Annotated in this window: 9 protein-coding genes and 1 pseudogene; 7 read left to right on the forward strand and 3 right to left on the reverse strand. The window is 58.7% G+C overall.

All coding sequences use genetic code 11. The features are described from left to right. The first annotated feature begins 129 nt into the window (after positions 1-129). The 7 genes and pseudogenes from AC4ANE_RS22535 to AC4ANE_RS22565 all read left to right on the forward strand — a co-directional run bounded on the left by AC4ANE_RS22535 (position 130) and on the right by AC4ANE_RS22565 (position 10,023). Positions 130-321, forward strand: a complete 192-nt coding sequence (locus tag AC4ANE_RS22535) for a hypothetical protein (protein WP_031595162.1) — start codon at positions 130-132, stop codon at positions 319-321. A gap of 233 nt (positions 322-554) precedes the next feature. Beyond that, a pseudogene (gene wecB / locus AC4ANE_RS22540) lies at positions 555-1,811 on the forward strand (non-hydrolyzing UDP-N-acetylglucosamine 2-epimerase). A gap of 166 nt (positions 1,812-1,977) precedes the next feature. Beyond that, on the forward strand, positions 1,978-4,191 hold the full coding sequence (locus AC4ANE_RS22545; RefSeq protein ID WP_002552225.1) for a cellulose biosynthesis cyclic di-GMP-binding regulatory protein BcsB: 2,214 nt from the start codon (positions 1,978-1,980) through the stop codon (positions 4,189-4,191). A 12-nt stretch (positions 4,192-4,203) separates the two neighbouring features. After that, complete coding sequence (locus AC4ANE_RS22550) at positions 4,204-6,324, forward strand: glycosyl transferase family protein (RefSeq protein ID WP_002552224.1); 2,121 nt, start codon at positions 4,204-4,206, stop codon at positions 6,322-6,324. Further along, a complete protein-coding gene (locus AC4ANE_RS22555) occupies positions 6,321-8,234 on the forward strand; it encodes a bacteriophage N4 adsorption protein A (protein WP_002552223.1) in 1,914 nt (637 codons plus the stop codon). Before AC4ANE_RS22550 ends, AC4ANE_RS22555 begins: the two co-directional genes overlap by 4 nt. A 31-nt stretch (positions 8,235-8,265) precedes the next feature. Next, positions 8,266-9,138 (forward strand): alpha-amylase family protein, encoded by an 873-nt coding sequence (locus AC4ANE_RS22560; protein ID WP_002552222.1) that lies wholly within the window; start codon positions 8,266-8,268, stop codon positions 9,136-9,138. 81 nt (positions 9,139-9,219) lie between these two features. Next, positions 9,220-10,023, forward strand: a complete 804-nt coding sequence (locus AC4ANE_RS22565; protein WP_002552221.1) for a SirB1 family protein — start codon at positions 9,220-9,222, stop codon at positions 10,021-10,023. Positions 10,024-10,235: 212 nt separating this feature from the next. Here AC4ANE_RS22565 and AC4ANE_RS22570 read toward each other — a convergent pair whose 3' ends face one another. The 3 genes from AC4ANE_RS22570 to AC4ANE_RS22580 all read right to left on the reverse strand — a co-directional run bounded on the left by AC4ANE_RS22570 (position 10,236) and on the right by AC4ANE_RS22580 (position 12,480). Next, entirely contained in the window at positions 10,236-10,781 is a 546-nt protein-coding gene (locus tag AC4ANE_RS22570; protein WP_002552220.1) for a hypothetical protein, read from the reverse strand. A 223-nt stretch (positions 10,782-11,004) separates the two neighbouring features. Continuing rightward, positions 11,005-11,916, reverse strand: coding sequence for an SDR family oxidoreductase (locus tag AC4ANE_RS22575; RefSeq protein WP_005733204.1), 912 nt, complete (start codon positions 11,914-11,916; stop codon positions 11,005-11,007). Between the two features lie 111 nt (positions 11,917-12,027). Then, a complete protein-coding gene (locus tag AC4ANE_RS22580; RefSeq protein WP_002552219.1) occupies positions 12,028-12,480 on the reverse strand; it encodes a flavodoxin in 453 nt (150 codons plus the stop codon). Positions 12,481-12,577 lie beyond the last annotated feature (97 nt).

The raw sequence follows: 12,577 nt of genomic DNA on the forward strand, positions 1-12,577 counted from the left end.
CTCGTTCACCTGCAGCGCATCAAACTCGATACAAAAGCAAAGTTCCACACTGTCATTATATCAGCGCCATTTTTGTGAACCCCTTCGCTTTTCCTGTCATTAATCAGGCGTCAGTATTCTGCTGTAGTGATGCACGCCACAGCACGCCTATTTTTGTTGGAACTTTTTGCCATCATGGCGACTTTCAGCACATTAGCGACCTTTGAAAACAGCCTGACCGACTCTATCATGCGCCCGCAACCCCCCGTATTCATTGGGCAAAACGGATTTTTCAAAAGTTATAACCCTGAACTGACCATCCTGAAAAACCAAAGTTCCTGAAAACTATTTCTTTGAAAAATAGTTAATAAAACATTTTGCTTTATTATTTTGTTCTGCTAATAATCCCGACAATTCCGGGTAACAAGGCACATTGCTACATCACATTGAAGTGAATATCGAGCTATGCACTCCGATCTTCCCCGCCCGAGAAACTCATTAACTCGCCAGCTGGCCACGCTGCTCTCAGCCTTGCTTTGCTATTGCGCGGCGCGCTCAAAGCGCGGGAGGAAATAATGGCTGGTCAGCAACCCAGGATGAAGGTCCTTTCCATATTCGGCACTCGCCCAGAGGCCATCAAGATGGCTCCGTTGGTCAGAGCACTGGCCGCAGAGCCGGGTATCGATTCGAGAATCTGCATCACCGGACAGCATCAGAGCATGCTGCAACAGGTGCTGGACATGTTTGAGCTCAAAGCCGATTACAGCCTTGATGTGATGCGCCCCGATCAGACGCTGAACTCCCTGACCGCGGCGCTTTACGCGGCTATCGATCCGATTCTGGACGAGATGAAACCGGACAGGGTGCTGGTTCATGGCGACACAACCTCAGCAATGGTGGCGGCCATGTCGGCCTTTCATCGCCGCATCCCCATCGGCCACGTCGAAGCCGGTTTGCGCACCGGTGACATCCGTCAGCCATGGCCTGAAGAGATGAACCGCCGCTGCATCGATCTGATTTCCGATCATCTGTTTGCACCGACGGCCGAGTCGCGCCGCAACGTGCTGGGCTAGCGCCTGCAAGGTATCTCGTTCGTGACCGGTAATACAGTGATCGACGCCCTGCACCTGACCGCTCAGCGGATCGACAGCAACCGCCAGCTGCGCCACGCACTGGATCGCCAGTTTTCATTTCTGGTACCTGAACGCAGGGTGTTGGTGGTGACCGGGCATCGGCGCGAGAATTTTGGCGACGGCTTCCTGAATATCTGCAAGGCGCTGGGCGAACTGGCCCGACGCGACGACATACAAATCGTCTACCCGGTGCATCTGAACCCCAACGTACTGGGGCCGGTCACCGAGCACCTGGGCGACTTGCCCAACGTGCACCTGATCAAGCCTCTGGATTACCTGTCGTTCGTGCGCCTTATGCAACGCGCCCACGTCATCCTTACCGACTCCGGCGGCGTGCAGGAAGAAGCGCCGTCGCTGGGCAAGCCGGTGCTGGTCATGCGCGATGTCACCGAGCGTCCCGAGGCAGTCGCCGCGGGTACCGTACGCTTGGTGGGCACCGAGACCGACGCGATCATTCGTGGCGTGAACGCCCTGTTTGATGATGACGCCCTATGGCAGAGAGCCTCCCATGCCGCCAACCCTTACGGCGACGGCAAGGCCAGTGCGCGCATCGTCGATGCCCTGATGGGTCGTCCGGTGGATGAATTTGTCGCCGAGCTGCCGCGTTATCGCACCGACCCGGTCGATGTGCAGCTCGACACGCTGATCCAGCCTCAGCCTCAGCACCAGCATAACCAGATGCGCTCGATGGCAGGTTAGCGAGAACACGCGCAGGTAGCGCAAAAGAACACCAAACATATCCGCAGGAAGCAGTCCGCAGACGATACGGGCACCCGGTTCAGACCGAGTGCCCGAAAAACGTTGTAGCAGACCGGCAGCCTGTATCAAGACCCAATGGCCTTGAGCCTTTACCGAGATCTGCACAATGAAATCTTCCGTTGCCGTAAACATGGGCACGCTGAACGTCCTTGCCTGCGGGATGAGCCTGCTGGCTCTGATGCCAGCGTTTGCCCTGGCTGCCGAAAGCCCGTTGACCCAGGCGATCAACCGAATCACTGCCGACAGTCGTCAGGAGCGTGTGATCGAGCTGAGGGAACTGGGCATTGATCGCCCGATCATTCTCAATGCCACTGATGCGCGCCGTGAACTTTACCTGCCAGTGCCCGCCAATGTGCCGCTGACGGATGCGACGCTGAATTTTGACGCCAGCTATCTGAATGGCGAAGCAGGCCGCAACACACTGCTACTGTCGCTGGACGGTTATCCGGTGCGCGCGCTGGGCCTCAACGAAGAACAGGGTAATGCCAGCGCCGTACTGGGCGTCGACAAGGCAGCCCGGGAAAGCGGCTCGGTGCGCCTGGGCATTGCCTGGTCCTCTGTGATCTCGAAAGTGCTCTGCGAAGACGAACGCGCCATCGGCAATGTGCTGCGCATCGATCCGCACACGCGCCTGACTTACGGCTATGACGCCAGCCAGTTGCAGGATGTGGGTGCAGCGTGGAACGCGCTGCCCGGCAAACCTGGCCTGTTGGTCGCACCCGGCACCTTGTCGAGCGCCAGCTACGACGCCGCCTGGCGTCTGGGCGTAGCGCTGGAACGCATCGGTAAACAGGCACGCATCCTGCCGTTTCCTGCCGTGCAGGACAGCGTGGACCTGAGCGGCCTGAATATTCCGGCAGAACTCAAGCAGATTCCGGCGTTTGCAGGGCTCGAAGGCAAGGGTCAATACACCCTGCGCGACCCGGCGGAAATCGGTGCATTGTTGATGCTTGGCCAGACACCTGCGTTGCAGGCCGACCTGGCGATCAGCGATCCGCAACTGCTCAAGGCAATCGACGACGCCATGGACGCTCTCCAGGCGCAGGTGCAGGGTCTGGATGCTTCGGCGGCCAGCGCACTGGGCCAGTGGCGCGAACGTCATATCAAGCAACCGCTCGCCAATAGCACCGAGGACGTGAGTCTGGCCCTGCTGGGCAATCGCGCGCTGCTGATGATCAAGCCGGAGTCGGCGAACAAGGCCATCGGCCTGTTCAGTTCAGCGTGGAACAAACTGGCGCGCAATCGTCAGCTGACCATTGGCGAAGAAGCCGCGATGCCGCTCAGCGAAGACGGTCGCGTTGCGCTGACGCGCCTGGGCGGCAAGCCCGGCACGGTGGATGTGCTGGCTAAAACCGATTGGAGCGCCTCGTTCCCGCTGGGCAGCGTGGCCTATGACGGGCGCGTACCGGTAACTGCGATGATTGATGTCGCTGCGGCCCCCGGTGCATCCGGAACGCCACCGGTTGCGACGCTGTTTCTCAATGACTACCTGATTGGTGCGATGCAACTGACTGCCGATGGCAAGAAAGAGCGCATCGAAGCAAGAATTCCGCAATATGCACTGGCAGCGCAGAACACCTTGCGCGTCTCGTTCCAGCGTCAGCCGGTCAGCAACCAGTGCCTGGAGACGCCGCAGGCGTTCCCGATCTCGGTATTGCCGACCAGCCATGTGGTGCTGGACAAGATCACTCCCGACGAAAACTTCTCGGGCATGGCGGCACGCTTCGCTACGGACACCCAGATAATGGTGCCCAAGGCCTATCTCGAGCGCCCGGCCAGCAGCCTGCCGCAAGTGATCCGCGTCGCCAGCGCTTCCGGTGTCTCGCCGTTGCGTGCGCAACTCAGCGTCAGCGATGACGCCAGCGTAGCCGTGACGCCCGCCAAAGCGTTTCTGGCGTTCGAACTGCCAGTCAGGGATGGCGCCGAGTCGGTCAAGGCCAGCAACGACGGGCATCTGCTGATCAATCACAAAGAGCAGACGCTGCTCGACCTCAAATCCCTCAACCACCTGGCCTCGCTGCAAGTGATCGACGCGGGCGGCCAGCACGGTATGGTCTATCGCACGCTTGGTGGTCAGGCCCCGGTTTTCGAGCGCCCGCTGCTGCTGGAGCGCGGCAACGCCACGCTGCTGGCTGACAACGGCCCGATCGCCACCTTTGACGCCAAGGACCCGACCGGCAGCCAGATGATCGAGGACGAGCAAAGCACTGGCCTCGAAGCCTGGCGCAAACCATCGCTGCTGTGGCTGATTCCGGCTGGCATCGTACTCTTTCTCATCCTGTTGCTGGCTGGCCGTAGCGCCCGTCGCAATCGCTCGTAACGGGCCGCCGCAATGACGTCGCTCTATTGGCCTTACTGGCTGGCCCATTACTACAGCGTGCTGGAAGTCGCGACGATCGTTGTCGGGCTGATTATCCTGGTATCGAGTATCGATGACCTGTTCATCGATATCTGGTACTGGGCCAGGCGGCTGTACCGCAAGTTCACCGCCGAACGTCGCTACCGGCCACTGACTGCCGAGCAGTTGATTGCCCGCGACGAGCAGCCGCTGGCGATCATGGTCCCGGCCTGGCTGGAATACGACGTCATCGCGCCGATGATCGAAAACATGGTGTCGACGCTCGATTACCAGAACTACGTAGTGTTCGTCGGCACCTACATCAACGACCAGCGCACCATCGATGAAGTGGAGCGCATGCGTCGTCGTTACAAGCAATTGCACCGCGTGGAGGTGCCGCACGCCGGCCCGACCTGCAAGGCCGACTGCCTGAACTGGGTCATACAGGCGATTTTTCTGTATGAGAAAACCCACGCTGTACAGTTTGCCGGGACCATCCTGCACGACAGCGAAGATGTACTGCACCCGCTTGAACTGCGCCTGTTCAATTACCTGCTGCCACGCAAGGACATGATCCAGTTACCGGTCGTGTCGCTGGAACGCAACTGGTACGAATGGGTGGCCGGCACCTACATGGACGAGTTTGCCGAATGGCACGGCAAGGATCTGGTGGTACGCGAAAGCATGACTGACACCGTGCCTTCGGCGGGCGTCGGCACCTGTTTCTCGCGACGTGCACTGATGGTGCTGGCCGATGAAAACCAGAACCAGCCCTTCAATACCGAAAGCCTGACCGAAGACTACGATGTAGGCGCTCGGCTGGCGAAATACGGCATGCAGGCGATCTTTGTGCGCTTCCCTGTGCAATTTCGGGTGTTGCGCAAATCGTGGTTCCGCAAGCCGTATGAGTCGATGCTGGAAATGCCGCTGTGTGTGCGTGAATTTTTCCCGGACACCTTCCGTACCGCCTTTCGCCAGAAAGCACGCTGGACTCTGGGCATCGGCCTGCAGGGCTGGGAGCAAATGGGCTGGACCGGGTCGCTGGCCAACCGTTACCTGCTGTTTCGGGACCGCAAGGGCGTAGTGACTTCGTTCGTCAGTATCCTGGCTTATGCGATTCTGATTCAGTTGCTGGCGTTGATAGTTCTGCGCTCCAGCGGCCTGTGGAACACCAGTTTTCCGACACCGTTTGAAACCAGTGGCCTCATTCAGTACCTGCTGGTGGCCAACGGCATCGCATTGCTGTGGCGAATTCTGCACCGCTGCTACTTCACCACTGTTCTGTACGGCTGGCAGCATGGCTTGTTGTCCATACCGCGCATGGTGGTGGGCAACTTCGTCAACTTCATGGCTGCGGCACGCGCCTGGCGCATGTTTCTGGTGGGCAAAGTGCTCAACCGCAAGCTGGTCTGGGACAAGACCATGCATGACTTTCCGTCTACCGATCTGGTCGCCGTCGCGCCACGTCGTCTGGGCAGCGTGCTGATCTCATGGCAGGCCATCAACGACGAAAAACTGCAGACCGCACTGGCTGAACAACAGACCCGTCAGCTGCCGCTGGGCAGGATTTTGCTTAGCCACGGCTGGCTCGACGATGAAACCCTGGCTGAGGCCATCGCTTTTCAGAACGACCTGCCACGGGTATTCGACATTGCCGGCAAACGTGCGACAAACGATGTGCTGGCCGATGAGTTCTGCCTGCGCTGGCGTGTCGTGCCGTTGCAAATGAATGCGCTGGGTCGCCAGGAAATTGCCGTGGCCAGCCCGCTGCCGCCTGACGGTCTGCAACAGATTACCGAGCAACTGGGTGCCGAGCCGGTGCAGTTGATTGCCCGTGAAAGCGACATCGTCGCGCAATTGCGTCAGCTTCAGGTGGTCGAGGGTCAGCCGCTTCCAGCCAGAGCGCCACTGCTCGGCGATCTGCTGATCGAGCAAGGCCTGCTGGACCGCGAAGTGTTCCAGAAAGCCATGCTCGGCTACCGCCCGCATGTGCATGGCCGGATCGGCGATTACCTGGTCGACATCGGCGTGCTGTCCAGAGAAACCATCGAACAGGCTGTGGCACGTCAGCACAACCATTACCGATCTGACGATCAAACGGAGCAGCCACTATGAAGCGCCCCTTCATCCTGTCGCTGCTGGTGAGCGGCCTGGGTCTTGTTGCACCGCTCAGCCAGGCGGAAACACTGCCCCTGCCGTTGACCGGACCCGCCTATGCCATCGCCAACGAAGCCTACATGGCCTACAACCGCAAGGACTACGACCTGGCCATCGCCAAGGCGCGCGAAGCGTTGCGTCAGCGTGCGGATGCCGATCAGTTGCGCGATCTGATTGCCCTGGCCGAACGCGACAAATACCGACGAGATCACCCTCAGCGCTTCCCCAAGGCTCGCCCAAAACCGGGCTATCTGGAGGGCAATCAGGCGCTGCGTGCGTATGCCAATCGCGACTACGACGGCTCGGCAAACCATGCGCGCAAGGCCATCGCACAGGCACCGAAAAATCTTGATTACCGCATGATGCTGATCGAGGCGCTGCAACGTCAGCAGCGTCTGGACGAAGCACAGCTGGCAGCGATTCAGGAACAGGCAGCAGTCGATAAGGCAGCCTCGGGTTATAAGGCACTGGCACGCGGAGATAACGACACCGCTGTCAGCGAGGCGCGGGAGGCTGTTCGCAGTTTTCCGAAACAGATGGCTTACCGAAAGCTGCTGGTCAGCGCCCTGATTGCCCAGGGGCAATATGCCGAAGCGCGCTCTGCGGCTACCGAAGCACTGGCGCTCAATGGCAACGACGCCACCCTGCTCGTCCAGCGCGGACAAATGCGTCAACGCCTGGGCGATCAGGACGGTGCGCGTCAGGACTTCGCTCAGGCACTCGCCGTGGGTAATCTGCCCCTGCGCGAGCAAGCTTCCTTGTACGCAGCGATGGGCCAGCCGAGTAAGGCACTGCAACGTCTGCAGAAAGCTCGCGATGCGGGCGAACTGCAACCCGGCGATGAAGTGCAGATTGCCTATTTCCTCAGCCAGGCGGGCGACGATCGTGGCGCGCTGGACGAGTTCAAACGGGTCGACCGCAGCTCCGGACTCAAGCCGCGTGAAGTTCAGGACGCAGCCTACAGCGCCATGCGTACACCGGACGATGCACAGGCCATCGCCTACTTCAAACGCGTGCTCGATTATCAAAAGGCCGGTGATTTGCAGATGCCGGCGCAACAGGTGTTCGATACCCGACGCGCCGTCTCCGACCTGTCCCGTGAATGGGGTTTGACCAACACCACGACGTATCGCGGTGCCAGCACCAGCAGCGGCAGCGGCCTGAACAGCGCACCGAGCAGCAACACTGACAGTGTGCAGAACAGCACCGAAGTGTTCTGGCGCCCATTGGGCTACCGCAATGCACGCTTCGTCGAACTTTACGGGCGCGTGACCGACACGTTGTGGAGCAAGGACGGCGACTCCGACACCGGCGCGGATGCATTGCAGGGAGCGCTGGGGATCAGGGTCAAGCCGTTCAGCTCAGTCAACGTCATCGGTGCCTTTGAGCGCACCTTTCCGTTGGGTAATTCCAACGCCGATGGCGACTGGCTGGTACGTCTGGGCTACGGCTCCAGCATCGGCACTGACTTGCGTGTCGACGTGCCCAGTTGGTGGACCTCGCAGCTGTATGCGGAAGGTGGGCGTTATTTGCAGGACAAGCGCAACTATTTCAACAGTGAATGGCAGGTCGGACGCAGCTTTCGTCTGGACAGCATCAGCCCCAGGCTGGTGGTGTTTCCACATGTGGTCGCCGCAGTGGACTACGATTCAAAGATGCGTAGCGAAGTCGACAGCCTGGGCCGCAGCAGTACGTCATCCGGTAACGCTGGCGGGCTGGGTGTTGGTACCGGCGTACGCTACTGGTTTCGCGAGGACACGTACAAGGCGCCACAGTCGTATGTCGACTTCTCGGTGCAATACCGCGAGAAAGTCTTTGGCGACGACCGCGCACAAGGCGTGTTCGCACGTATGACATTCTCGTGGTGACAATCGCGAGTCATCCATCAGGGAGTAATGTTTGAAGGCTTTGGCCGCACTGCTACGACAGACAATATTGATCAAGACCTCGCTGGCAGCCGCCCTGGTAGGTGCGCTGACCCTCGCCTCCAGCGAGCTGTATCAACTGATACAGCCCAGCGGGCCGGGAATTGTCGGCATCGTCTGGCAACCGGATAACGCAACGGTGGGCATAAGCGGCAACTGGGACAAACTCGGCGCACGGCAATTGCTCGTGCAGTGGACGGCGGTCGATGACCAGTCGTTCATACCAGGTACTCAGATGACCAACGTGCCGGTGCTGCCGGACTGGGCGCGGATCGCCAAGGAGCCTTGGGCGCAGGAGGTGATTCTCGGGCTGGCGGGGTACTTCAGCGAAAACCGCTCACGGGACAATATCGAACAGTTGGCGGTGCTTTCGGCACAGCTGGCCAAAGTGAAAACGCCGCTTAATGTCACTGGCTGGTATTTCCCGGCCGAGGTCGACCCCAGCTGGAGTCGTGCCAAGGAATTACCCGCGCTGCTGGCGAAGCTGCCCAGGCCGTTATGGATCAGCGTCTACGATGGTGCCAACATCGGCCCCGCCGCCACTGCGGACTGGCTGAAAACCTGGCTGCCGGACGATATCGGCGTGTTCTTTCAGGACGGTGTGGGTGTCTATGCGCGCACCGCTCCGGTTGCCCGAACCTACGCAGACGCGTTACGTAAACGGCTGGGCAAAAATCGCGTCAGAATCATCGTCGAAGCGTTTCGCCCGCAAGTGGGTGGAGGTTTCCGACCGGCGACGGCTGCCGAACTGAAACCGCAAATAGCGGCTTTCGATGGCTATCCGCTGTACCTGTTCGACGGTCCGCACTATGTGACGCCCGACTTGATAAAAGCCCTGAACAAGTAGAAACAACTGGCGCTGGACGAAATTCCCGCGCGGGGCTACAAAGAGTCTTCCTACTGGATTTTCAGTTGCACGGAGCGGTCGATGACTCCACGTCAGCATTGCCTGGCCTGCCTGCAACAGACACCGCCCTCGGTGTTTGAAGCAGCGCTATGGGTGTCGAGCGAGCATGACGCACACTTTGCCCGGCATGCGGTGATCAGTGACATGGACCAGTTACAGCGCCAGATCGACGCTGCGCTGCCGGTCCTGCCTGCCCCCGAACTCGCGCAACTGCTTTTGCGACAACTCAATGCACTGGGTTTTCAGCAAGATGACTGGAACCCGCCCAAACCCGACTCGGCGCTGCTGCACAAGGTTGTGCAGCAGCGTCGCGGCCAGCCATTGGGGCTGGCACTGATCGCGCTGGAGATAGCACGGCGGCTGGAGATTGCGCTGGAGGGCGTGAACTTTCCAGGCCACTTTCTGCTGCGTGTGCCAGGTGCCGATCATTTGCTCGACCCCTGCAGCGGGCGCAGGCTTTACCCCAGAGACTGCCGCGAGCTGTTGATCCGGCAATTCGGCCCGACCATGCAATTGCGCGCCGAACACATGACACGCGCCACACCCACCAGCATGCTGCAGCGATTATCGCGTAACCTGCGGCATCTGCATCAGATCAACGATGATTTTCTCGCTGCGCTCAAAGATGCCGACCGCATCGTCGAGCTGGGTCAGGCAACCAGCGGAGATCACCTGGCCCGTGCCAGCCTGTATCAACTCCTTGAATGCCCGCAGGCCGAACGTTTCGACCTGGAACGCGCGCTGTTGCTCAGCGAAGACCCACTGCAACGAATCGAGCTTGCCGAGCGCCTGAGTCGGTTGCCAGCGAACCACAGCGTTCATTGAGCCACTGGCACACTCCCCGCGAATTGTTACCTGTCGGGTAATGCTGCATATCCTGTACGGGGATTTTTCAGAACAGTGATGGCGGGTAACCTGCGCCCGTTAAATCGACGTGGATTTGCAAGCTCCCTTGATCCTGCGTTTTGTTTGGCCGCTGCGTGGCTATCCATGCAGCGGCCTTTTTTATTGCCGGACGTTTTAGTATCAAGACACCCTCACGCTTTGGCGTTTGGTGTTTTTTTGACCAGCCCCTTGTTTTCCATATCCTTGATCTTGCGCATCTCGTGACTGTCGCCAGACTCGGCAAACGTTTGAAGATTCTGCATGATATGAATCGTTCGAATGTAATCAGGCAATAACACTTTGGCGTACGGGTCTCCGCTCATTGCCTTTTCTTTCATTTCAATGATCCGATTGGCAAAGAACTCCAGCGCATTGATTTCCTTGCTCGGGTCGACCAGCTTGCCTTTCTTGTCGAACTCATCGCCCGCTCGACTCATGAGTTCGGCCGTATGATTGTCGATCATCCCGAACTTGTACAAGATCATTCCTGCCCTGTTGAGATCCTTGGGCGTAATCTGTTCGGGGTTGAAACCCTTGAACAGTGGCTTCATCTTGCGTTTTTCCATCGCCAGCGAGTTGAGCGCAACGGCATTCTCACCGACCTCCTGCAACACCTGACTGACCTGCGCTGCGGCCTTCTTGAGCTTGAGTCTTTCAGGCGGCGCAGCAACAGTGACCGGTGGCAGGTCACCCCACATTGTTCTTCCCACGTGATACTCCCTATATGAATGTGTTCAAACTTCATATCGGAGTAAAAGCTGCTTAATGAATAGTTGTACAGAAATCCATACCAAACCTACAAAGCCAAAAGACAGTTCTTACAGAACACGGTAAAAATTCCGATAAATAATTAACCAGTTATAAAGTCGTGCACCAAACAGAGACTTCTTTTCCAAAGCCGCCGCATATCTCAGAACCTGCTTAATTAGCGTATTTTTGCAGATTGGCCATCATTTCTTTCAACGCCTCGATATTGTCGGCGGGGTGCGCGGCTTGATCGAAATCACCAATCGTCTGCCATTGTGCAGCAACGTCCTCCGGGCTGAAGCCCGCCTGGGGGTCGAAGCATGCTCCCTGACTGCGCTCCCAACGGACCTTGCCGATCCAGCCGCCGCCCACTTCAAACAGATCGCCACTGTCCTGACACTGTTCGCTGCCCAGATACACCACCAACGGGCTGATCAGTTCAGGTTTGAGCAGCTCGAATACGTTGGCAGGAATAAGCCCCTCGGTCATGCGCGTGCCCCCGGTCGGGGCTATGGCGTTGACGAAAATCCGGTGCTTGCGGCCTTCCAGCGCGAGGGTGCGAGTCAGTCCGTAAAGCCCGAGCTTGGCGGTTGCGTAATTGGATTGGCCGAAATTGCCATAGATGCCGGATGTCGATGAAGTGAAAATCACCCGCCCGTAGTTCTGCTCACGCAGGTATGGCCAGGCGGCATGTGTGACCTTATAGGCGCCCTCGACATGGACGCGGTAAACCAGGTCCCAGTCGGCGTCCTCCATTTTGGCGAAGGTCTTGTCGCGCAGGATGCCAGCGTTGTTGACCAGCACATCTATGCGACCGAAGGCATCGAGCGCGTGTTGCACTATGCGCCCGCCGTCGGTCACCGAGTCATGGTTGGCCACAGCGGTGCCACCGGCTTCACGAATCTCGGCCACAACGCGATCAGCAGCAGAAGCGCTGGCCCCTTCGCCATGGGCAGAACCGCCCAGGTCGTTGACCACTACTCGCGCGCCGTGCTTTGCAAACAGCAGCGCATGAGCCCTTCCCAGCCCGCCTCCTGCGCCCGTCACAATCACGACTTTATCTTCAAAACGCACTGACTCACTCATCGCAGGCTCCAGGATCAAAGGAAACGTTGCGATGAGTGTCGTCCAGGTACCTGCCAGTCACAATCAACACGCGCAGTGCTGAATCATGCGCAATAAAGCAGCGGGATGATTTCAGCCCAGGTGTTTGATGAACGCTGCCAGCCAAGGCTCGGCGTCGGTTTCCGGGGTTACGCTTTCACTTCCGTCCAGACGCAGCATGTCCTGCACTTCATTCACACCCAGTTCAGCGAACAATTCACGCATCTGCTCGCCGCCTGCACAGAAGGTGTCGCCGTAGCTGGCATCACCCAATGCGATCACACCACCCGGCAAGCCACGCAGTTGGCCAGGCAAAAGATCACGAAGCTCTGAATAGAGAGGCATGAGGTTGTCGGGCAGCTCACCCATCCCGGTGGTCGACGTCACCGCAAGGATGGCCTGAGGCTCGAAAGCCAGCACATCAGGCAACGCGAGCCTAGGGTTGACGAGTGTTTCGTGACCAGCGGCACGCAACAGTGCAGAGGCGTGTCTGGCAACTTCTTCGGCCGATCCGTAAACCGTTCCACACACGATGGCAACTTTCATGGCTATTCCTGCAGCAGCTGAAAAAAAGTGAAACATTATGCCCTAGAATGCCATCTGAATTTTCTACGGACCCTTTTGCCTTTGGCCGGCACGGAAA

The organism is Pseudomonas sp. Pme6b, from assembly GCF_058129925.1.

What these genes read in the sequence shown, in the direction of transcription:
- AC4ANE_RS22565 (WP_002552221.1), top strand. Translation starts at nt 9,220, where the DNA reads ATGACTCCACGTCAGCATTGCCTGGCCTGCCTGCAACAGACACCGCCC.
- AC4ANE_RS22580 (WP_002552219.1), bottom strand. Translation starts at nt 12,480, where the DNA reads ATGAAAGTTGCCATCGTGTGTGGAACGGTTTACGGATCGGCCGAAGAA.
- AC4ANE_RS22550 (WP_002552224.1), top strand. Translation starts at nt 4,204, where the DNA reads ATGACGTCGCTCTATTGGCCTTACTGGCTGGCCCATTACTACAGCGTG.
- AC4ANE_RS22570 (WP_002552220.1), bottom strand. Translation starts at nt 10,781, where the DNA reads ATGTGGGGTGACCTGCCACCGGTCACTGTTGCTGCGCCGCCTGAAAGA.
- AC4ANE_RS22575 (WP_005733204.1), bottom strand. Translation starts at nt 11,916, where the DNA reads ATGAGTGAGTCAGTGCGTTTTGAAGATAAAGTCGTGATTGTGACGGGC.
- AC4ANE_RS22545 (WP_002552225.1), top strand. Translation starts at nt 1,978, where the DNA reads ATGAAATCTTCCGTTGCCGTAAACATGGGCACGCTGAACGTCCTTGCC.
- AC4ANE_RS22535 (WP_031595162.1), top strand. Translation starts at nt 130, where the DNA reads ATGCACGCCACAGCACGCCTATTTTTGTTGGAACTTTTTGCCATCATG.
- AC4ANE_RS22555 (WP_002552223.1), top strand. Translation starts at nt 6,321, where the DNA reads ATGAAGCGCCCCTTCATCCTGTCGCTGCTGGTGAGCGGCCTGGGTCTT.